The organism is Kosakonia oryzae (assembly GCF_001658025.2).
GTDB classification, from domain to species: domain Bacteria; phylum Pseudomonadota; class Gammaproteobacteria; order Enterobacterales; family Enterobacteriaceae; genus Kosakonia; species Kosakonia oryzae.
In genome coordinates, this window is the sequence record NZ_CP014007.2 from 589,706 (window position 1) to 610,849 (window position 21,144).

The following is a 21,144-nucleotide window of genomic DNA, read 5'->3' on the forward strand; positions in this document are numbered from 1 at the left end:
TCGCAGCGCCGTAGACCCGCTTTTTACACTACCGCCAGTTCCTTCTCCATTTTGCGAAACGCGGCTCTGTCCTTGTCGCTGATGCTGTCATCGGTGATCACCACATCGATTTTCTCCATCGGCAGCACCTGATTAAAACCGCGACGATTGAATTTGCTGGCATCCACGACTGCCACGACTTTATGCGCGGCGGCGGCCATCACGCTGCTAATGGAGTAGCCTTCATTAAAGGTGGTGATGCCGTTCGTCGCATCAATGCCATCCGCACCGACGAACATTAAATCTGCGCTGATGCCCTGCAAAGAGCGTTCGGCAATAGTGCCGTGCATGGAGTGCGTTTTATGCCGTACGGTACCGCCGCAAACCACAAGGGTGATGTCTTTGTTTTCCGACAGGGCAAATGCGGCAGGAAGGCTGTTAGTAATAACGGTAATGTTGGTTCTTTTCGTCAGGGCCTCAGCAATCAGCATGGTGGTGCTGCCGCTGTCGAGGATCACCGTCATACCCTCTTCGATCATGCTGGCGGCGGCCTGGGCGATACGTTTTTTCGGATCGCTCGCCAGCCGGTAGCGTTCTTCCAGCACCACTTCCTGATTTTCGTTATCCAGCATCGTTGCGCCGGGTTTTGCGGCGCCGCCGTGGAAGCGTGTTACCAGGCCTTTCTCTTCCAGCAGACGCAGATCTGCGCGGATGGTGACTTCAGAAATGCCAAAGTTGTTCGAAAGGTCAATCACCAGCACACTTCCCTGTGAGTTAACCAGTTCGACGATCTTATTCCTTCGTTCAAATGAGTTCATATTAATTTTGCCTGATAAGTAACTTCCTCTAGTGTAATCGAAGGATTGTGAAAGTTGAACGCTAACTTTCGAAAGGAAATGTGAGCCAGCGCAGGTTGCTGGCTCTCTCGCTTAATCGAGCCGTAACAGGATTTTGCCCTGCATTGGCGCACCGTTAAGGTTCTGTACTGCACGGGCGTAACTGTCCGGATCACCGCGATGGGCGATCAACGGCTCCAGCATCAGCTTTTTCTCTGTCAGCAGGCGTGTAGCCGTTGTCCACTCTTCGCCCGGCCACGGGCCGGAGTAGTTCATCCAACTGCCAATCAGGGTCATTTCTTTGCGCAGAATTTGGCCGAACACGGGCGCGGTTAACGTCAGGTCGTGATGCAGGGTACCGATCAATGCCAGTTGTGCGCGCGGCCCGGCGATTTCGATTGCCAGTGAGACGGTTTGCGGCGTTCCTGCTGTTTCCAGCACCAACTGGTCGAAACGCGCCTCTTCCAGGCCTGCGGCAATCACGCTCATATCCTGCTCGTGACTATTGAAGGTGTAGGTTGCGCCGAGTTCGCTGGCCAGTTGTAGCTTGTCGGGGTTGATATCGATAGCGGTAACGCTTTTGGCGCCAAGCGCCCGTGCGCACTGCATGGCCAGCAGGCCAATGGTACCGGCACCGACAATGATCACATTTTTGTTTTCACAACCGCCAGCAAGGTGGAAAGCGTGCAGGCCGACGGTGATAGGTTCAATAAATGCGCCATCTTCAATCGCCATTTCCTTCGGCAACGCGATCAGATTCGCCCGTTTCACCACGATGTATTCGGCATTACCGCCGTCGCTGCGCGAGCCGACAAACTGGTAGCGCTTGCACAAGGAGAAGTACTCGCGGCGGCACTCCGCGCAATCAAAGCAGGGCAACAACGGCACGCATGCCACCGCATCTCCGGCGTGTAAATCGTTGATTGCCTTGCCGCAGGTTTCAACATAACCGCTGAATTCATGTCCCAGGGTAATCGGATAAAAATGCGCACCGCCGGCAAAGATACGCGGGATGTCAGAACCGCACAGTCCGGAACTGACTACCCTGACTTTGACATCATCATCGTGCTGCAACTGAGGTTCCGGACGTTCTTCAACGCAGACGTGGCCCTCAGCATGGATAACCACTGATTTCATAACACTCTCCAGGAACAACAAAGGGGGAGCGGGGCTCCCCGGGGATCAGGATACGGTCTGGCTTTGTGCGGCGAGCGAGGCTTTTTCGGCCGCTCTGAAGTTGCGTGCTCTGCGCCAGGTCAGCAGCACACCGGCCAGATAAATGACAGCGATCACCACAAAACCCACCGCGTTTTGCCAGGTGAAAAGCTGAATAAGCAGCCAGGTGAACGGCGAACCGCCCTGGTCCATTGATGCCACCAGACCGCCCGCTTTCAGCGCGCCTGCGTTGGCGGCAAGCTGCGTATGCAGGCCGATGGTTTGCGTGGCGACCCACAGCGTGATGCTCATGATAATGATGCCGGAGATCAGCGTGCGGAACAGGTTGCCCTGATGTACCGCAACCGCCATCGCTACAAAGAACCCGATGGTTGCCAGGTCGCCGAAAGGCAGTACCTGGTTACCCGGCACCAGCACCGCAATCAAAATGGTTAGCGGAATAAAGATCAAACTGGCGGAGACCACTGAGGTGTGGCCAAGCAGTAGCGCCGGGTCGAGGCCAATCAGGAATTCCTGGCTGCCAAATTTAGCCTGTAGCCGTTTACGCGCCTGTTTCGCGATAGGCGTTAGCCCATCCATAATCGGTTTGATGACGCGCGGCATCAGCAGCATCACGGCGGCCGTTTTTACCGCCAGTTGCAGTACGCCTTTCAGGTCGTAGCCTGCCAGCAGACCAATGACAATCCCCATCACAAACCCTACGGTGACTGGCTCGCCAAACGGGCCAAAGCGTTTCTGAATATCGTCGGCGCTAAAGTGAATGCGATTCAGGCCGGGGATTTTTTCGACAATCGTATCAACCAGTACGGCAATGGGGCCGAGGTAAGCAGAGGTACCGTGCGGGATGGCAATCCCTTCCAGCCCAAAGAAATCCCGCGTGTCCTTTGCAAACCAGTCGCCCAGCTTGAAGACGAACGCCGCATGCGCCACGACGCCGAGTATGCCGATCCAGTAAGAGCCAGTAGCGAGGTGCAGCATGGCGCCGGTAAAGGTCATGTGCCAGATATTCCAGATATCGACGTTCACCACGCGCGTCATGCGGGTGACCAGCATCAGGATATTCACAGCAATCGCGACCGGGATGGCGACCAGCGCGATCTGTGACGCCCAGGTCATCGGTGACGAGCCAGGCCAGCCGACATCAATCACATGCAGGTTAATCTGGAAATGTTCAGCCATTGCTTTTGCCGCCGGGCCGATGGAGTCCAGCATCAGGCCAATCACCAGCCCAATACCGACAAAGCCAATCCCGATGTGCAGGCCCGATTTAAAGCAATCCCCGAGCTTCATCCCCAGCAATTTCGAGAAGATGATGATCACCACCGGCAGCATGACGGTAGGACCTAAATCGAGGATATAACGCATAATTTCGCTAAACATCGCGTTACCCCCTGAGGATCGTCAGGATTTTTTGTTGCAGCGCGTCAATGCCCACGCCGGAGACGAAAGGCATGCCGTGCAAAACAGGAATATCGCCAAAGGTACGATCGACTCTCGCGGTGGTGCAGATCAGATCTGCGCCATCCATATAGGTTTCAATTTCATTCACCCGGCACTGCACGAGGTCGAGTTCGATCTGGTGGTCGGCGCAGAGTTCTTTGATCTCTTCCGCTGCCATGGTGGAGGTGGCGACCGCACCGCCGCAGGCGACAATTACTTTACGTTTCATAGGGTACTCCTTTTATTATCAGTATGTTATTAAGCCTGCTCGCACTTCTCAGGCTCCAGGATCGTGTCCCGAAAAAGCGTCGCCAGGTTATCGGCAGGCGTACCCAGCAGCGCCTCCAGCGTGTTCGGGTTTTGCAGCTCACTAAAAAGACGTCGTAACAACTTCAATTGCTCGGCCGGGTTTTCCACAATCAGGGCGATAATCAGCGAGACGGCGATTTCGGCATCATCGTCAGCTTGTTGAAAATAAACCGGTTTATCCGGGCGGATCAGATACAGTGCCGGGGACTTAGCATGTACTGCCTCGCAGTGCGGGATGGCCACCGCATGGTGTTCAAGGGCAATGCCGGTCGGGTAAATCGCTTCGCGCGCCAGGAGTGCTGCCGGATAGCTTTCATGCACGACGCCCTGCGCCAGCATCTCCTCGCCAATATGCGTCAGCACATGCTGGCGCGAGGTAAATTCAATTCCGGTACGGACAAACAGTTGGCTCATACATTCTCCAGTCATCAGGCAATTTCAGGGGCGCATCCATAGCGATAGGCGCGCAATACATCCTGTATTTTGTCAATGATCAGGCTGTGCGGCGTTGCGGCGATCTCATTTAGCGACGCACGTTCCAGTTGTACGGGTAAATACTGGCTAATCAGCCCTAACGGCAGCGTTGTGTCGCTGAGATTCGCCAGCAGTTTCCCAACGCTCTGGCGAATGCGCGGGTGCGGCCAGTAGTAGCGAATACGATCCGAAAGGCTAAAGTGGATATCCACCATCGACTGGCTCCAGGTTGGACGGTAGTACTTTTTCCAGTAATCCGGTTCGTTAAGCATGACTTCATCAATCACCTCCAGTACGCGGCTGCGGTTTTCCGGCGCAATCAGTTCGTTTTCCATCTGCGCCAGCGCAAAAATGGCTTCGCGCAGCGCAAAGGTCAGCGCGGGGCCCACTTTCAGAATGGCGAAGTGGTCGCGTACCAGTGCGCGGTAAGACTGGCGGGACTGGTAATCAGTGGAGTGCGCTTCGTAGACCATCGGCGTCTGGCGGATCCAGCCGGAAAGCGCTTCTGCCGCCTGCGGCTGATAGTGGATCACCTGGGTATGATCGAATTCAACGCCTGGCTGCACGACGATAGCAATAACGCGGTTCATCGCGTCATCCAGCCCTAATGCATGGAAAGCGACACGGTGCGTTTCCAGCGTGCGAGCAGCATCTTCGACGCGCGTAACGTGAACCGTATTGATACTGCTGGTTTCGCCGCCGGGAACCGGAACTTCAGTACCTATCACGTAGGTCAGGTTTTTTTTCAGCGCGTCGCTGGCGGTTTCTTCCGCCGCCTGGCACAGACGTGCGGCGCGTTCGGCGACAACATGCGGTTCCAGCGGAACCGGATCGTCGGCGCAGGACATCGATGCATCCAGATGGATTTTGCTGAAACCGGCAGCCACATAGGCTTTGATCAGCTCGACGGATTTTTCCATCGCGGCGGTGGCGTCTTCGTTTTGCCAGCAGTTAGGCCCAAGGTGATCGCCGCCAAGGATTAGCCGCTCCCGTGGAAAGCCGACCTCATCGGCGATGCGGTAGACAAAGTCGCGGAAATCGGCGGGTTTCATGCCGGTATAGCCGCCAAACTGATTGACCTGGTTCGAGGTTGCTTCGATCAATACTTTCGCGTCGGTCGATAAATCAAAGCGCAACGCGGCTTCAATGACCAGCGGGTGCGCTGAGCAAACAGAACAGATACCGAGGTGCTCCCCCGCTTTATGGCGGGCAATAATCTCTTTCACGTCTTCCTCCGGTTATTACGCAATATTTTCAAAAGGTTGTGGCGTTACAGTTTGCCTTCGCAGCCGCAGACGCCGATCACTTTGCGCACCACCTCTTTCATGGCCGTTTTGGCCGGAACCATGTAGTGGCGCGGATCGCTGGCATCCGGGTGCGAAGCAAACCAGGCCTTTAACGCGTCTGAGAAGGCGATTTTCAGTTCGGTAGCGACGTTCACCTTGCACACGCCCAGCGCGATGGCACGGCGAATATCCGCTGCGGGCAGCCCGGATGCGCCGTGCAAAACCAGCGGAATATCAACCTGTTGGCGTATTTCCGCCAGCCGTTCAAAATCGAGTTTCGGCTCGGCGGTATAAAGGCCGTGTGCGGTGCCAATCGCCACTGCGAGCGAATCAATACCGGTTTTCTCGACGAAATCTTTGGCCTGTTGCGGGTTGGTGTAGCGGGTGTCTTTTGCATCGACAATCAGATCGTCTTCCTGCCCGCCGAGGCGGCCCAGCTCCGCTTCCACGCTAGCGTCGTAGCGATGGCATAAATCCGTTACCGCTTTCACCAGTGCAACATTGTCGTGGTAGGGGAAGTGGGAACCATCGATCATCACCGAACGAATACCGGCCTGAACTTTGGCTTCTATGTCGCTGAACGTTTCATGGTGATCGAGATGAATGGCCAGTGGCTGGTTGAAGTGGCTGGCCAGATTACCGGCGATAGCGACCAGATTGCCGACGCCTGCATAACTGAATGTCCCTGGTGTGCCCGCAACAATCAGCGGGGAGCGCAATTCGGCTGCAGTTTCGACCACCACTTGTAAGGTTTCGAGATTGTGGATATTGAATGCGGGCACCGCGTAACCTTCACGTTGTGCTTTGTTAAGCATGGTTTTCGTCGAAATGATATACACACTGCCTCCGAAATCTTTCGTTTGTTTTCTTCGAAAGAATTTATAGGCTTTCGTAATGTTTTTTTGTGATTGACATCTGGAAAATGAAAATTTCGAAAGTGAAAGGAAGGTTGTGAAAGAAAAAGCAGGCAAAAAAAAAGCATGGCCGAAGCCATGCTGAAAAGTGAGGTTTACGCTTTTGTTATTAAAATCAAGTCACCGGAGCCGGGTTAAACACGGCGAGCTGGTTATGCAGCCCCCACTGATCGGAGAAGGTTTTCTTACGGCCGCTGGCGACATCAAGGATAAAGTGGAACAGCTTCCAACCCACATCCTCGATGGTCTCTTCGCCGGTGGCGATCGTCCCGGCATTAATATCCATTAAGTCATACCAGCGATTTGCCAGCTCGGTGCGGGTCGCCATTTTGATTACCGGTACGGCAACCAGGCCGTACGGCGTGCCACGCCCGGTGGTAAACACTTGTACGGTGATCCCGGAAGCCACCTGTTGCGTACCGCAGACGAAGTCGCTCGCCGGTGTTGCGGCATAAATCAGCCCGCGTTTGGTCGGACGTTGACCCGGAGAGAGCACTTCAGAGATGGCGCTCTTACCGGATTTCGCGATTGAACCCAGCGCTTTTTCCACGATATTCGCCAGGCCGCCTTTTTTGTTCCCCGGAGAAGGGTTAGCGCTGCGGTCGGTTTTACCCATATCGAGATAGTTATCGTACCAGGCCATCTCTTCCAGCAGGCGTTTGCCCACTTCTTCGTTGATGGCACGCGGCGTCAGCAGGTGAATCGCATCACGTACTTCGGTCACTTCGGAGAACATTACTGTACCGCCGCAGCGAATAATCAGGTCGGAGGCATAGCCCACCGCCGGGTTCGCCGTCACGCCGGAGAATGCATCGCTGCCGCCACACTGCATACCAACTACCAGTTCGGAGGCCGGGCAGGTTTCGCGTTTACGCTGGTTCAGCTTGGCCAGGTGGCGCTCGGCAACCTGCAGAATATCCTCAACCATTGAGCGGAAACCCACATGCTGCTCATCCTGCAAACGAACAATACTGGCGCTGTCGACCGGGATGGCTTTCACATCCTCGGTCCCTTCCAGCAGACGTTCCGGCTGCAATTTTTCACAGCCCAGGCCAATTACCATGACCTCGCCGCCGAAGTTCGGGTTCAGCGAAATGTTATGAATGGTGCGAATGGGAATGACTGCCGCCGGTGCGTTAATGGCCACGCCGCAGCCATACAGGTGATTCAGGCCGACCACGCCGTCAACGTTCGGGTATTTCGGCAGCAGATCGCGCTCAATGATCTTCACGACGTAATCGACCACGCCCGCAACGCAGTGCACGCTGGTGGTCAGGCCGAGCAGGTTCTTGGTGCCGACGCTTCCATCCGCGTTGCGGTAGCCTTCAAAGGTATACCCCTCCAGCGGCGGCAGCGGCTCCGGGACTTTCGTCGCCAGCGGCAGTGTATTCAGCGGCGGTGCTTTCGGCAGCTCAACCATGGATTCATCAATCCAGCTACCGCGGGGGATATCGCGCATGGCGTAGCCAATGATCTCGCCATAGCGCACGATTTCGCCGTGCTGGGGGATATCAACCAGCGCCACTTTATGGCCTTGTGGAATATGCTCAATTAGCTCGAGACCGTCCGGAAAACGGGTTCCCGCCTTTAAGCCATTGTCATTGACGATGATAGCGACATTATCCGTGTCGTGTACCTTAATATAAAACGCCCCTGGCGGTTGCTGTCTAATTTCAATGTTGGACATTGTCAAGTAATCTCCAGCTAACTTATACGATGCATTGCTCTATAAAAGCGGAATTATTCTTTATTCTGGAATTAATATCGGGAATAAAAATCTTGTTTGCTGAAATAAGAATGTCAGGAGTTTAAATATTAAAATGTGATCTAAATCACTTATTATCCTGATTCCCCATCTGGCGGGGCTGCATATTGTGAGATCTGTGCATCAGCGCCCAGGCTTATGTGCAAATGCTCAAAATAATCTTTTCGCGCAATGTTAAAATTGAGCAACCCACCAGTGTGTGGCGTCCTGTCGGTGATTATACTGAAGGCTAATAAAATCAAAGTGCCATTATCTGATAATAAGTTTCGAGTGCTTAAATAAAATCAGATAAGAAACGTCTCAATAATTATATTTTAAAGTTAGCGGCGCCCAAGGAAATTTAAAATGACTATCGAAGATTCTGTCGTGGAAACAAAACGGGGGTTGCCGACCCGTTATTTAATTCTGCTGATTATATTTATCGTAACAGCAGTGAATTATGCAGACCGCGCCACATTGTCCATTGCAGGGACAGAAGTGGCGAAAGAGCTGCAATTGGATGCTGTATCGATGGGCTACATTTTTTCGGCTTTCGGCTGGGCTTACCTGCTGATGCAAATCCCTGGCGGCTGGCTGCTTGACCGCTTCGGCTCTAAAAAAGTGTACACATGGAGCCTCTTTTTCTGGTCGCTCTTTACTTTCCTGCAAGGTTTTGTCGACGTTTTCCCGATCGCCTGGGCCGGCATTTCCATGTTTTTCATGCGTTTTATGCTGGGCTTCTCTGAAGCGCCTTCATTCCCGGCAAATGCCCGCATCGTTGCGGCCTGGTTCCCGGCGAAAGAGCGCGGTACGGCATCAGCGATTTTTAACTCTGCACAGTACTTCTCACTGGCGCTGTTCTCGCCGCTGCTGGGCTGGTTGACCTTTGCCTGGGGCTGGGAACATGTCTTCACCGTAATGGGCGTGATCGGTTTTGTGCTGACCTTTGCCTGGATGAAATTTGTCCACAACCCGACCGATCACCCGCGTATGAGCCGCGAAGAGCTGGAGTATATTGAGAAAAACGGCGCGGTTGTCGATATGGACCACAAAAAAGCCGACGATGGCAAAAATGCGGGTCCAAAAATGGATTATATCAAGCAGTTGCTGTGCAACCGCATGATGCTTGGCGTCTTTTTCGGGCAATACTTCCTGAACACCATTACCTGGTTCTTCCTGACATGGTTCCCGATTTACCTGGTGCAGGAAAAAGGCATGTCGATACTGAAAGTGGGGTTTGTCGCGTCCATTCCGGCGCTGTGTGGTTTTGCCGGTGGCGTGCTGGGCGGCCTGTTTTCTGACTATCTGATTAAGCGCGGCTCCACCCTGACGATGGCGCGTAAATTCCCTATCGTGGTCGGGATGTTACTGGCTTCCAGCATCATTCTGTGTAACTACACCGATAACACGGCGATGGTCGTCGCACTGATGGCGCTCGCCTTCTTCGGTAAAGGTTTTGGCGCACTGGGTTGGCCGGTTATCTCCGACGTCGCGCCGAAAGAGATTGTCGGTCTGTGCGGTGGTGTATTCAACGTATTTGGTAACGTGGCTTCTATCGTGACGCCGCTGGTCATCGGATACATGGTTAAAGAGTTGCATTCTTTCAACGGTGCGTTGGTGTTCGTAGGCTGTTCAGCACTGATGATGATGGTCTGCTATCTGTTCGTGGTCGGCGACATCAAACGTATGGAATTGAAGAAATAAGCAACGACACATTTAAGGTACAAAAGATGAATAACGATATCTTCCCAAACAAATTCAAGGCCGCGCTGGCGGCCCAACAGATTCAAATCGGTTGTTGGTCTGCGCTGGGTAGTCATATCAGCACTGAAGTTCTGGGCCTGGCAGGCTTTGACTGGCTGCTTCTGGACGGCGAACACGCCCCAAACGACGTGCTCACTTTTGTACCGCAGTTAATGGCGTTGAAAGGCAGCGTCAGCGCGCCGGTAGTGCGCGTGCCGACTAACGATCCGGTGGTCATCAAACGCCTGCTGGATATCGGCTTTTACAACTTCCTCATCCCGTTTGTGGAAACCGAAGAAGAAGCGGTGAATGCGGTAGCGGCAACTCGTTATCCGCCGGAAGGCATTCGCGGCGTGTCGGTTTCCCATCGCGCCAATATGTTCGGCACCGTGCCGGATTACTTCCGTCAGTCCAACGCCAATATCACCATCCTGGTACAAATCGAAAGCCAGGCCGGTGTGGATAACCTTGATGCAATCCTTACCACCGACGGCGTGGATGGCGTGTTTGTCGGCCCAAGCGATCTGGCGGCGACGCTGGGTTACATCGGTAACGCGGCGCACCCGGAAGTTCAGCGCACCATTCAGCACATTTTTGCCCGCGCGAAAGCGCACAACAAACCGAGCGGCATTCTGGCGCCGGTGGAAGCTGATGCTCGCCGCTACCTGGAATGGGGGGCGACCGTCGTTGCGGTTGGCAGCGATTTGGGCGTATTCCGTTCGGCGACGCAGAAACTGGCCGACACCTTTAAAAAATAACCAAACCACCCTTTAAAAGAGAGACGCAATTATGACGATGAAAGTTGGTTTCATTGGCCTTGGCATCATGGGTAAACCAATGAGTAAAAACCTCATTAAAGCAGGTTACTCACTGGTGGTCGTGGACCGTAACCAGGAAGCGGTGGCTGAACTTATCGCCGCGGGCGCGGAAACGGCAGCGAACGGGAAAGCGGTTGCTGAGAAGTGCGATGTCATCATCACCATGCTGCCGAACTCCCCGCACGTGAAAGAAGTGGCGCTGGGTGAAGGCGGCATTATTGAAGGCGCTAAAGCGGGCACCGTGCTGATCGACATGAGCTCCATCGCGCCGCTGGCCAGCCGTGAAATCAGTGACGCGCTGAAAGCGAAAGGCGTGCAAATGCTTGATGCGCCGGTAAGCGGCGGCGAACCGAAAGCGATCGACGGTACGCTGTCTGTGATGGTGGGCGGCGACAAAGCTGTCTTCGACAAATACTACGATCTGCTGAAATCCATGGCCGGTTCTGTCGTGCACACCGGTGATATCGGTGCGGGCAACGTCACCAAACTGGCAAACCAGGTGATTGTGGCGCTGAACATTGCTGCGATGTCTGAAGCGCTGACGCTGGCAACCAAAGCCGGTGTTAACCCGGATCTGGTGTATCAGGCTATCCGTGGTGGTCTGGCGGGCAGCACCGTGCTGGACGCGAAAGCGCCAATGGTGATGGATCGCAACTTCAAACCGGGCTTCCGTATCGATCTGCACATCAAAGATCTCTCCAACGCGCTGGATACGTCGCATGGCGTGGGCGCTCAACTGCCGCTGACCGCCGCAGTGATGGAAATGATGCAGGCGCTGCGCGCTGATGGTCTGGGCAATGCCGACCACAGTGCTATTGCTTGCTACTACGAGAAACTGGCGAAAATCGAAGTGACTCGTTAATTAAGAAGGGCGCGGCTCTGCGCCCTGGATTTCTTGTACATCCACATCTTCAGGCCGCAGTGAGCCTGAAGGGTGAAGTGCGCGGCACTATCAGGCTCACAATTATGAAAATCGTAATCGCCCCAGACTCTTATAAAGAAAGCCTTTCTGCTACTGAAGTAGCTCAGGCGATAGAAAAAGGATTTCGGGAAATTTTTCCCGATGCTCACTACGTGTCAGTTCCGGTTGCCGACGGCGGCGAGGGAACAGTTGAAGCCATGATTGCCGCCACTAAAGGTACTGTGCACACCGCGCACGTTACAGGCCCGCTGGGGAATGATGTTGATGCCCGGTGGGGGATGTCCGGCGACGGGAAAACCGCATTTATTGAAATGGCGGCGGCCAGCGGTCTGGCGCTGGTGCCACCGGAATTACGTAACCCTTTGATTACCACTTCGCGCGGCACCGGGGAACTTATTTTGCATGCGCTGGAACATGGGGCGACCAACATTATTATCGGCATTGGCGGCAGTGCGACCAACGATGGCGGTGCGGGTATGGTACAAGCGCTGGGGGCCAGACTGACCGATGCGAACGGCACCGAGATTGGTTACGGCGGCGGCAGCCTGATAAGCCTGAATGCGATTGATATTTCCGGGCTGGATCCGCGCCTGAGCGATTGTACGATTCGTGTGGCCTGCGATGTAACTAACCCGCTGATCGGCGAGCAGGGCGCATCACGCATTTTTGGCCCGCAAAAAGGGGCGACGGAAGCGTTGATTGTCGAGCTGGATCGCAACCTGAGCCATTTCGCCGATGTCATTAAAAAATCACTGCGCGTGGATGTGAAAGAGGTGCCAGGCTCTGGCGCGGCAGGCGGTATGGGCGCGGCGCTGATGGCTTTCCTCGGCGCGGAACTGCGCAGCGGTATTGAGATTGTGACCCAGGCGTTGAATCTCGAAGAGCATATTCATGACTGTTCGCTGGTGGTGACCGGCGAAGGGCGTATCGACAGTCAGAGCATTCACGGCAAAGTGCCGGTTGGCGTGGCGCACGTTGCTAAAAAATACCACAAACCCGTAATCGGGATTGCCGGCAGTCTGACCAGCGATGTTGGCGTGGTTCACCAGTACGGTATTGATGCGGTGTTCAGCGTGTTGACCGGCATTACTACGCTGGAAGAGGCGTTCCGCGGCGCGTTTGACAATATTTACCGCGCGTCACGCAATATTGCAGCCACATTGCAGGTTGGAATGCTGACGGAAGGGTGACAGGCGCGCGCAAACCCACTATACTGCGCGCCGAAGCTGACCAGACAGTCGCCGCTTTGTTGTAGTCCTCCTTCGGGGGAGACGGGCAGAGGGGAGGAAAGTCCGGGCTCCATAGGGCAGGGTGCCAGGTAACGCCTGGGGGGCGCAAGCCTACGACCAGTGCAACAGAGAGCAAACCGCCGATGGCCCACGCAAGTGGGATCAGGTAAGGGTGAAAGGGTGCGGTAAGAGCGCACCGCGCGTCTGGCAACAGTTCGCGGCACGGTAAACTCCACCCGGAGCAAGGCCAAATAGGGGTTCACAAGGTACGGCCCGTACTGAACCCGGGTAGGCTGCTTGAGCCAGTGAGCGATTGCTGGCCTAGATGAATGACTGTCCACGACAGAACCCGGCTTATCGGTCAGTTTCAATTTTTCAGGCAAAACCCGCTTCGGCGGGTTTTTGCTTTTCTGCGGCTCTGCTTTTCTGTGGTTTTGTGGCGAGAGATGAATGACTGTCCACTCCGCTTTCTATGAAAGAACGCGGCTTACCGGTCAGTTTCAATTTTTCAGGCATAACCCGCTTCGGTGGATTTTTGCTTTTCTGTGGTTTTGTGGCGAGAGATGAATGACTGTCCACTCCGCTTTCTATGAAAGAACGCGGCTTACCGGTCAGTTTCAATTTTTCAGGCACAACCCGCTTCGGCGGGTTTTTGCTTTTTTGCGGCTCTGCTTTTCTGTGGCTTTGTGGTGAGAGATGAATGACTGTCCACTCCGCTTTCTATGAAAGAACGCGGCTTACCGGTCAGTTTCAATTTTTCAGGCATAACCCGCTTCGGTGGATTTTTGCTTTTCTGTGGTTTTGTGGCGAGAGATGAATGACTGTCCACTCCGCTTTCTATGAAAGAACGCGGCTTACCGGTCAGTTTCAATTTTTCAGGCACAACCCGCTTCGGCGGGTTTTTGCTTTTTTGCGGCTCTGCTTTTCTGTGGCTTTGTGGTGAGAGATGAATGACTGTCCACTCCGCTTTCTATGAAAGAACGCGGCTTACCGGTCAGTTTCAATTTTTCAGGCACAACCCGCTTCGGTGGATTTTTGCTTTTCTGTGGTTTTGTGGCGAGAGATGAATGACTGTCCACTCCGCTTTCTATGAAAGAACGCGGCTTACCGGTCAGTTTCAATTTTCAGGTAAAACCTGCTTCGGCGGGTTTTTGCTTTTGTGCAGTTCTGCGGCGTGAGATAAATGGCTGTCTACTATGTTTGATGGCGGCTAAGTCCTGGTCAGGCGTACATCGCCAACCATCAACAACATTCTCTTCCCTTAAGCTCCATTGCTTCTAACCATATAAAAAAATATCCACCCGGGCGCATGACGAAAAGCGCTACTCTGTCCAGAAGGGTTTTATTGCTACGGGAGTCGTTGCCGTTATGGAACATAAGTCAGTGCTTATTATTCAGGTGGGAAGTGCCCCGGAACCGCTACGCCAGGCTCATGGCGATATCCCGCTCTGGTTTTGCGAACTGCTTGGATATTTGCCGGAAGAAGTGGACATTGTGCGCGTTTTCGAGGGCGAAACGCTGCCCGCCCCGGATGCCAGCCGGGTGGCGATCATCACGGGTTCGTGGGCGATGGTTTCGGACAGACTGCCATGGAGTGAAAAGACGGCCGAATGGATCCGCGATGCAATGGCGATACAAATGCCGCTGTTTGGCGTTTGTTATGGTCATCAGTTAATGGCATGGGCGCTGGGTGGCGACGTGGAATATCATCCGCAAGGCCGGGAAGCGGGAACGCAAACGGTCTACCTGAATGCCGCAGCGGCAAACGATCCGCTGCTCAGCCATCTGACGGAGCCTTTTCCGGCGCATCTGACGCACCGGCAAACGGTCACGCGCTTGCCGGAAGGGGCATCGGTGCTGGCCTCGTCTGCGCATGATAATCATCAAATCGTCCGCTATGGCCCGCGCGCGGTTTCCGTACAGTTCCACCCGGAAATGACGCCGGAAATCGCCACGGATCTGCTGCGTCTTAACCGCGCTAACATTGAAAAAGAGGGCACCGATGCCGATCGCTTAGTTGCTGGTGTGCTTCCGGCACCGGATGCCGCAGAGATCCTGCGCCGCTTCGTGCAGGACGTTACCGGTTACAGCAAGGCGCGGCGCTCAATTCACGCTGCCCAGTGAACGATCTTCCGCTGCGCCGCTCATCAGCCGGGTGAGTTCTTCGCAGCGGATAATCAGCCCGTCCTGAAGCGTAAAATGGGCAAACACCTCGATCTCAGCAAAATCCCCCACCTTCTTGCGCACCCTCACCCGATGGTGTGTCAGCACGTTACCGTCTTCACCTGCAATAGCCAGGATGGTTAGCTCAATACGTTCGGTCAGTTGTTTCAACGCCGCCATATGGCTGACAAAGCCTGCAAAATCCAGCCGCTTTCCATCGACATATTGTTGATATTTTGGTGAAAAAAATGCGCAAATGGTCGCGTCGTCATGCGCCGGGTTGCAGATAATCTCGCGCAAAGCCTGCGCTACACGGTGGGTTTCTGTCATGGTCGTCATCCTCTGTATTAGGGTGAGCAGAGGATATCGTTGATGGCTGTTGGTATATTAGCCGTAACAGGACAATAAATACGGTGAATCGGCCATGATGATAGTGCAAAGCCAGAAACTCACGCATCAGCGAAAGCATCAAACCCACTGGCATCAGCATGATACCGGCCAACTGTTCTGCATTCGTCGCGGTATGATGATCGTTCAGACGGAGCAGGCGCAATGGGCGCTGACGCCCGCAACGATAGGCTGGTTTCCGCCGCAGTTGCAGCACTGCGCCTGGACGGTCGGTGAGGTTGAGGGAGAGAGCCTGCAAGTACGTGGCATGGTATTGCCTGCGGCAGGTGTCTGGCCAGCCGATCCTTTCCTGATGCTATTGATGGCCCGGCTGGCAAAGTGCGATGCTGCCGATCTTATGCCGCAGCAACACCTCCTGGCGGTGATGATGGATGAATTGAAACGAATGTCTCCCGCCCCGTTGCAACTTATCCTGCCGCAGGACCGGCGCGCCAGGCAGGTGGCTGAAGCGCTGCTGGAAAAGCCGCACAGCACGCAGCCTCAGGCTGAACTGGCGAGCCGCTACGGGTTAAGCGTGCGAACCTTAAGCCGCTTATTTCGTGCCGGGACCGGGCTTAGCTTCAGCCAGTGGCGACAGCAGGCGAGGGTTCTGGCGGCGATGGCGTTGCTGCTGGGCGGCAAAACGGTGAGCGAGACGGCGACGCAATGTGGCTATGAGAATGTCAGCGCCTTTATCGCCGCTTTCAAAATGCGTTTTGGCATTACGCCGGGGCAATTTCGCGCCCGTCAGTTTGGAGATTAACCCTCCGGCGTGGATAGGCTAATAAACCGGCAGATAGCCCTGCCATTCAGGCCTGAAGTGTTTACGCTGGCGTCGGACAGCAGATGGAGATGATTGCCCACTTTTCCCGGCAACACGCAGTCATCCACTGCTTTGAGATTGTCTTTGTACTGCTGTAAGGCAACGCTGAGCCTTTGATTTTCCCAGCGTTATGCGCGGCAAACAGAATGAAAATGCCCCGGCATAAACCAGGGCAGGAGATCAGGCGGCTTCTTCTTCGGCCAGCCGGATTTCGGCTTCGGCGACGATGGCTTCCAGCTCGGTCAGCATCTCTTCAAACCCAAAGACCGGAAGCGGTTCATGGAGCGTAGGCTGTGTGAGGGCGCTCTCAATAGATATTTTAGTTACGCTGCTATTCATATACTCACCTGCTAAAACATAACTGTCACACTGGTAAATCTATCAGCAAAGCGCGCAGCGGCGTATCGGCAACTAACGTTATGTTAGCCTCATCACGAATAAAAGCGCCGTCGCCGCAGGTCAGGGCTTCCTTCGCTTCGCAATGCGTCACCGCATGCACCGTGCCGTGGATCGATTGCAGATAGGCGCGCGGGCCATGTAGCTGAATTGTCAGCTCTTCGCCTTTTTTCAACTCGATATGGTGCAGCCACACTTGCTGACGCAGTTGCAAACTACCCTGGCTACCATCCGGCGAAGCCAGCAGTTGTTGCGCTGCATCGGCAATCGTCATTTTCTGCACCGGTGGATTTTCGCGCTCCGGGCAGGCATCAAGCCACAACTGCATACGCGTTAACGACTTGTCTTTGCTCAGGTTATGTTCGCTATAGCTGATGCCGGGCTGAGTGGCGATAAGCAGCGCTTCACCGGCTTTCGCCTGCACATGGTTCCCTTCGCTGTCGCGGTATTCCGCTTCACCTTCAAGGATCAGGTTCAGAATATCCACTTTCGGGTAGGCCCGTGGCTGGAAGGAGGCACCTGGAGCAAGGACTTCCTGGTTCAGTACACGCAGGGAGGCATAACCTAACAGTTTCGGGTCAAAGTAGTGTCCAAAAGAAAACGTGTAGCGGGCCTGAAGCCAGCCGAAGTCAGCTTGTCCGCATTGTTTTGCAGTACGGGTAGTAATCATCGTTATTGACCTCTCTTTACTTAAAACAATGTTAAAGGTATGGACGATGCATTGTTAGCCAGATATTCTGCCAGGTATGTTCAAATTTACTGAATGAGAACAATAAATGGCGAAAGAAAGGGCACTTACGCTGGAAGCGTTGCGCGTGATGGATGCGATTGATCGGCGCGGAAGCTTTGCCGCTGCGGCGGATGAGTTGGGGCGCGTACCTTCCGCACTCAGCTACACCATGCAAAAACTGGAAGAAGAACTGGACGTGGTGCTGTTTGACCGCTCCGGCCACCGGACCAAATTCACCAACGTCGGGCGTATGCTGCTGGAGCGCGGACGCGTGCTGCTGGAAGCGGCAGATAAACTGACGACCGATGCCGAAGCGCTGGCGCGCGGTTGGGAAACGCATCTGACGCTGGTCACCGAAGCGCTGGTGCCGACGGTTGAACTCTTCCCGCTGGTGGAGAGGCTGGCGGCGAAAGCCAATACGCAATTATCGATTATTACCGAAGTGCTGGCCGGGGCGTGGGAACGGCTGGAGCAGGGGCGTGCGGATATCGTTGTCGCGCCGGATATGCACTTTCGTTCCTCGTCGGAAATTAACTCCCGCAAGCTCTACTCGGTAATGAATGTGTATGTGGCCGCGCCGGATCACCCGATTCATCAGGAGCCGGAACCGCTGTCGGAAGTCACTCGCGTGAAATACCGTGGCGTGGCGGTGGCGGATACCGCCCGCGAACGGCCGGTATTAACAGTACAACTGCTGGATAAACAGCCGCGTCTGACGGTCAGTACCATTGAAGATAAACGCCAGGCGTTGCTGGCCGGCCTCGGCGTGGCGACAATGCCTTACCCGCTGGTGGAACAGGATATTGCCGAAGGGCGGTTGCGGGTGGTGAGCCCGGAATATACCAGCCAAGTGGATATCATTATGGCATGGCGTCGCGACAGCATGGGTGAAGGTAAAGCCTGGTGTCTGCGTGAAATCCCCAAGCTATTTGCCGGTAAATAAAGCTTTCAGGGAAACGCTTTCGGCTGCGGCCCAAAACGGTTCTCCTCCGGCGTACTGCGCTGGCTGTAAAAGGCCAGCAACATTAACCAGCCCAGCACCGGAAGCAGGAGCAACAACAACCAGCGACCGCGGCGATCGGTATCGTGCAGACGGCGAACCTGCACCGCCAGCGAAGGCACCAGTACCAGTAATGTGTAAATCAGGCTCAATGGGCCAAACCCGCCGCCAAACTGCCAGCCAAGAATGTGGTCCACCACCATCAGCACGCCGGAAAGGATGATATTGACCAGAACGAACATCCAAAACTCGCGCCGGTGCGCCCGTCCGTGGAAGGTGGCATAGTTACCCAGTACCTTAAAATACCAGTCCATTTTTAACCTCGATCAATGGTCAATTCGTTGTTTTCTAAACGATCAAAGTAAGAATAGACGGCAAAAATACAAAGCGATAAACCCGGCGGGAAATAATTTGGGCGCGCGGTCACGCGCCCGAAAGATCAGGCGAAACGAATGTCGCGCCCGTGAGGTTCATCCAGATCCTGCCACGGCCCGACAGAGATGATCCCGGTTGGGTTGATGGTTTTGTGGCTGCGGAAATAGTGATTGCGGATATGCGCAAAATCGACGGTTTCAGCAACGCCCGGCATCTGGTAAATATCGCGCAGAAAACCGTGCAGATTGAGGTAGTCGCTGATGCGGTGTTTATCGCATTTAAAATGGGTGACATATACCGGATCGAAGCGGATAAGCGTGGTCCACAGGCGAATATCGGCTTCTGTCAGCCGATCGCCGGTCAGATAACGGTGCTGACCCAGGATCTGCTCCAGCCGTTCCAGCGAGGTAAAGACATTCACAACAGCTTCGTCGTAGGCCTGCTGGCTGGTGGCGAAACCCGCTTTATAAACGCCATTGTTGACGTTGTCGTAGATCCAGCTATTAAGCTCATCGATTTGCGCGCGCAGTTCCGGCGGGTAGTAATCCCCGGCTCTGGCACCCAGTCCGTCAAAGGCGGTATTGAACATGCGGATAATTTCCGCTGATTCATTACTGACAATGGTGTGATTCTTTTTATCCCACAGCACCGGCACGGTGACGCGACCGCTGTAGTGCGGATCGGCATGCAAATAAAGCTGATAGAGAAATTCGTGCTGATAAAGGGTATCGCCGGTTGCTGCCGGGAAATCGTCATCGAACGTCCAGCCATTTTCCAGCATCAAAGGGTGAACGACGGAAACAGAGATAAACGGCTCCAGGCCTTTCAGTTTACGCAGGATCAGAGTGCGGTGCGCCCACGGGCAAGCCAGTGAAACATAGAGATGATAGCGATCTTTCTCTGCGGCGAAGCCCCCTTCGCCGGAGGGGCCAGGCGCGCCGTCGGCAGTGAGCCAGTTGCGAAATGCGGAAACGGAGCGTTTAAACCGCCCACCGGTGGATTTGGTGTCATACCAGGTGTCGTGCCAGACGCCGTCAATCAGTTGTCCCATTTTGCTTCCTCCTTCTGATAGCAAAAAAGCGAGGAGTGAACTCCTCGCTTTGATCTCTTTACTCAGTATAGAGTGCTTACCATTTTTTATTCAGCACGCGGTCGATACTGATAGCACCCGGACCGGTGATGCCCAGCAGCAGATAGCCGCCAGCGATGGTCAGGTTTTTCATAAACATCAGCGAGTTCACGCCTTCCGCAAAGTTGCTGTGGAAGATGAATGCGGTCAGCAGTGTGAAGGCCGCAGTGAACAGCGCGGTGGTACGGGTCAGGAAACCGAACAGAATCGCCAGACCGCCGCCGAACTCAAGCAGAATGGTCAACGGCAGCAGGAACCCCGGCACGCCCATGGCTTCCATATACTGCTGCGTACCTGCATAACCGGTAATTTTTCCCCAGCCAGCCACGATAAACAGAATCGGCATCAGGATACGTGCGACCAGAAAACCAACATCTTCTAATTTTTTCATCTTTCTCTCCAGGGGGCCACTGCTGCGGCTATCAGTAAATAGTGTGCAATTACGGGCAGATGCCGCGTGCTTGCTGTCGATGGAGAGGATAGTAATCGTGGCGGGAAAAGATTGTTAGCAAGGAAAACTGTCGAATTTTTTCAAAAAAACTGAGTAAGAAGAGAAGGGCGATCGTCGCGACCGCCCTTAACGCATTAACGCGGTGAGTTGAGCGTGGTTTTAACCAGGCGCCACAGGCTCCAGATGCCGAGACCGCGTTTACCCCAGCGCACCAGCATATTCGGATGGCGAACCGACCAGACTGCGAGCGCGCTGCTGCCAATTAATGCCCATGAACGCAGGCTGAGCAGGGTATTCCAGCCGCGATCGTAAGGGCTGGTGGCTTCAAGCCAGTCGCGACGCCCGGCGGTGAGATCCAGCCGTTGCTGCTGGATCTCGCTGAGCAGGCGCGCTTTACGTTTCAGACGCTCTGCTTTGTTGCTCACGATTTATCGTCCTCCAGCAGGGCGCGGTCATTTTCAAGCTCCTGCCGGGTATGGCGCAACAGTGTTGATGCGCGCGCTTTACGTAGCGTCCAGATGCCGCCAATTAGCGCCAGCACCAGTAACACTACCGTGGTGGCAATCATCGCGTTCAGGCGATATTGCGGATCAATGGCCCAAATAATCAGCACCATCAGACTCATCAGGCCAAATGCGGCAAAAAGCATGGTCAGACCCAGCATCATCAACAGCTGGAACAGATTGGCTTTCTCTTCTTCCAGCTCGACAACCGCCAGCCGCAGGCGGGTCTCAACCATCTCTACAAGGATCGTCAGAATACGCTGGCCGATCCCCAGTGCGCTTTTGCCTGGCCCCTGCGCGTGTCGTGGCTCCGTCAT

The 21,144-nt window shown here is 54.6% G+C and carries 25 protein-coding genes and 1 other RNA gene; 8 read left to right on the forward strand and 18 right to left on the reverse strand.

Annotated elements, in window-relative coordinates; all coding sequences use genetic code 11:
- Nucleotides 1-23: 23 nt before the first annotated feature.
- The 8 genes from AWR26_RS02860 to garD all read right to left on the reverse strand — a co-directional run bounded on the left by AWR26_RS02860 (nt 24) and on the right by garD (nt 8,101).
- Nucleotides 24-797, reverse strand: coding sequence for a DeoR/GlpR family DNA-binding transcription regulator (locus AWR26_RS02860; RefSeq protein ID WP_064563427.1), 774 nt, complete (start codon nt 795-797; stop codon nt 24-26).
- Nucleotides 798-908: 111 nt separating this feature from the next.
- The gene (gene gatD / locus AWR26_RS02865; protein WP_064563430.1) at nt 909-1,952 is read right to left on the reverse strand and encodes a galactitol-1-phosphate 5-dehydrogenase; all 1,044 of its coding nucleotides are present in this window, start codon (nt 1,950-1,952) and stop codon (nt 909-911) included.
- 45 nt (nt 1,953-1,997) lie between these two features.
- On the reverse strand, nt 1,998-3,371 hold the full coding sequence (locus tag AWR26_RS02870) for a galactitol-specific PTS transporter subunit IIC (protein ID WP_064563432.1): 1,374 nt from the start codon (nt 3,369-3,371) through the stop codon (nt 1,998-2,000).
- Nucleotides 3,372-3,375: 4 nt separating this feature from the next.
- Nucleotides 3,376-3,660, reverse strand: a complete 285-nt coding sequence (gene gatB, locus AWR26_RS02875) for a PTS galactitol transporter subunit IIB (protein WP_064563434.1) — start codon at nt 3,658-3,660, stop codon at nt 3,376-3,378.
- A gap of 29 nt (nt 3,661-3,689) precedes the next feature.
- Nucleotides 3,690-4,154, reverse strand: a complete 465-nt coding sequence (gene gatA, locus AWR26_RS02880; RefSeq protein ID WP_064563436.1) for a PTS galactitol transporter subunit IIA — start codon at nt 4,152-4,154, stop codon at nt 3,690-3,692.
- A gap of 14 nt (nt 4,155-4,168) precedes the next feature.
- A complete protein-coding gene (gene gatZ, locus AWR26_RS02885) occupies nt 4,169-5,440 on the reverse strand; it encodes a tagatose-bisphosphate aldolase subunit GatZ (RefSeq protein ID WP_064563438.1) in 1,272 nt (423 codons plus the stop codon).
- Between the two features lie 44 nt (nt 5,441-5,484).
- Nucleotides 5,485-6,339, reverse strand: a complete 855-nt coding sequence (locus AWR26_RS02890) for a tagatose bisphosphate family class II aldolase (RefSeq protein WP_064563439.1) — start codon at nt 6,337-6,339, stop codon at nt 5,485-5,487.
- A gap of 190 nt (nt 6,340-6,529) precedes the next feature.
- On the reverse strand, nt 6,530-8,101 hold the full coding sequence (garD, locus tag AWR26_RS02895) for a galactarate dehydratase (RefSeq protein WP_064563441.1): 1,572 nt from the start codon (nt 8,099-8,101) through the stop codon (nt 6,530-6,532).
- A 423-nt stretch (nt 8,102-8,524) separates the two neighbouring features.
- Between garD and AWR26_RS02900 the strand changes: the two genes are divergently transcribed.
- The 5 genes from AWR26_RS02900 to rnpB all read left to right on the forward strand — a co-directional run bounded on the left by AWR26_RS02900 (nt 8,525) and on the right by rnpB (nt 13,243).
- Entirely contained in the window at nt 8,525-9,862 is a 1,338-nt protein-coding gene (locus AWR26_RS02900; RefSeq protein WP_064563443.1) for an MFS transporter, read from the forward strand.
- A gap of 26 nt (nt 9,863-9,888) precedes the next feature.
- Nucleotides 9,889-10,659, forward strand: coding sequence for a 2-dehydro-3-deoxyglucarate aldolase (garL, locus tag AWR26_RS02905; protein ID WP_064563445.1), 771 nt, complete (start codon nt 9,889-9,891; stop codon nt 10,657-10,659).
- A gap of 31 nt (nt 10,660-10,690) precedes the next feature.
- Nucleotides 10,691-11,581, forward strand: a complete 891-nt coding sequence (gene garR, locus AWR26_RS02910; protein WP_064563447.1) for a 2-hydroxy-3-oxopropionate reductase — start codon at nt 10,691-10,693, stop codon at nt 11,579-11,581.
- 104 nt (nt 11,582-11,685) lie between these two features.
- Nucleotides 11,686-12,831 (forward strand): glycerate 2-kinase, encoded by a 1,146-nt coding sequence (gene garK / locus AWR26_RS02915; protein ID WP_064563449.1) that lies wholly within the window; start codon nt 11,686-11,688, stop codon nt 12,829-12,831.
- Between the two features lie 32 nt (nt 12,832-12,863).
- Nucleotides 12,864-13,243, forward strand: an RNA gene (rnpB, locus tag AWR26_RS02920) — RNase P RNA component class A.
- Nucleotides 13,244-13,245: 2 nt separating this feature from the next.
- Here rnpB and AWR26_RS02925 read toward each other — a convergent pair.
- A complete protein-coding gene (locus AWR26_RS02925) occupies nt 13,246-13,503 on the reverse strand; it encodes a hypothetical protein (RefSeq protein WP_156525203.1) in 258 nt (85 codons plus the stop codon).
- Nucleotides 13,496-13,753, reverse strand: a complete 258-nt coding sequence (locus AWR26_RS02930) for a hypothetical protein (RefSeq protein WP_156525204.1) — start codon at nt 13,751-13,753, stop codon at nt 13,496-13,498. Before AWR26_RS02930 ends, AWR26_RS02925 begins: the two co-directional genes overlap by 8 nt.
- A gap of 485 nt (nt 13,754-14,238) precedes the next feature.
- Here AWR26_RS02930 and AWR26_RS02935 point away from each other — a divergent pair, with 485 nt between their 5' ends.
- Nucleotides 14,239-14,994, forward strand: coding sequence for a glutamine amidotransferase (locus AWR26_RS02935; RefSeq protein WP_064563451.1), 756 nt, complete (start codon nt 14,239-14,241; stop codon nt 14,992-14,994).
- On the opposite strand, the gene AWR26_RS02940 is transcribed toward AWR26_RS02935, so the two are convergent.
- On the reverse strand, nt 14,974-15,363 hold the full coding sequence (locus AWR26_RS02940) for a nuclear transport factor 2 family protein (protein WP_082934064.1): 390 nt from the start codon (nt 15,361-15,363) through the stop codon (nt 14,974-14,976). The genes AWR26_RS02935 and AWR26_RS02940 overlap by 21 nt on opposite strands.
- A 94-nt stretch (nt 15,364-15,457) precedes the next feature.
- Between AWR26_RS02940 and AWR26_RS02945 the strand changes: the two genes are divergently transcribed.
- Nucleotides 15,458-16,183: an AraC family transcriptional regulator gene (locus AWR26_RS02945; RefSeq protein WP_064563455.1), complete on the forward strand. Its 726-nt coding sequence runs from the start codon at nt 15,458-15,460 to the stop codon at nt 16,181-16,183.
- A 240-nt stretch (nt 16,184-16,423) separates the two neighbouring features.
- Here AWR26_RS02945 and AWR26_RS02950 read toward each other — a convergent pair whose 3' ends face one another.
- Complete coding sequence (locus AWR26_RS02950) at nt 16,424-16,582, reverse strand: hypothetical protein (RefSeq protein WP_167351136.1); 159 nt, start codon at nt 16,580-16,582, stop codon at nt 16,424-16,426.
- A 25-nt stretch (nt 16,583-16,607) separates the two neighbouring features.
- The gene (locus AWR26_RS02955) at nt 16,608-17,309 is read right to left on the reverse strand and encodes a pirin family protein (RefSeq protein ID WP_064563457.1); all 702 of its coding nucleotides are present in this window, start codon (nt 17,307-17,309) and stop codon (nt 16,608-16,610) included.
- A 106-nt stretch (nt 17,310-17,415) separates the two neighbouring features.
- On the opposite strand from AWR26_RS02955, the gene AWR26_RS02960 reads away from it, so the two are divergent.
- A complete protein-coding gene (locus tag AWR26_RS02960; protein ID WP_064563459.1) occupies nt 17,416-18,312 on the forward strand; it encodes a LysR family transcriptional regulator in 897 nt (298 codons plus the stop codon).
- Between the two features lie 5 nt (nt 18,313-18,317).
- Here the strand turns inward: AWR26_RS02960 and AWR26_RS02965 are convergent, their stop codons facing one another.
- The 5 genes from AWR26_RS02965 to AWR26_RS02985 all read right to left on the reverse strand — a co-directional run bounded on the left by AWR26_RS02965 (nt 18,318) and on the right by AWR26_RS02985 (nt 21,144).
- Nucleotides 18,318-18,683, reverse strand: a complete 366-nt coding sequence (locus AWR26_RS02965; RefSeq protein WP_064563461.1) for a DUF805 domain-containing protein — start codon at nt 18,681-18,683, stop codon at nt 18,318-18,320.
- A gap of 125 nt (nt 18,684-18,808) precedes the next feature.
- Complete coding sequence (locus AWR26_RS02970) at nt 18,809-19,795, reverse strand: glutathione S-transferase family protein (RefSeq protein ID WP_064563463.1); 987 nt, start codon at nt 19,793-19,795, stop codon at nt 18,809-18,811.
- A 76-nt stretch (nt 19,796-19,871) separates the two neighbouring features.
- Nucleotides 19,872-20,264, reverse strand: a complete 393-nt coding sequence (locus AWR26_RS02975; RefSeq protein ID WP_064563465.1) for a DoxX family protein — start codon at nt 20,262-20,264, stop codon at nt 19,872-19,874.
- 194 nt (nt 20,265-20,458) lie between these two features.
- The gene (locus AWR26_RS02980) at nt 20,459-20,749 is read right to left on the reverse strand and encodes a YqjK-like family protein (RefSeq protein WP_043956440.1); all 291 of its coding nucleotides are present in this window, start codon (nt 20,747-20,749) and stop codon (nt 20,459-20,461) included.
- A complete protein-coding gene (locus AWR26_RS02985; protein WP_007369973.1) occupies nt 20,746-21,144 on the reverse strand; it encodes a phage holin family protein in 399 nt (132 codons plus the stop codon). Before AWR26_RS02985 ends, AWR26_RS02980 begins: the two co-directional genes overlap by 4 nt.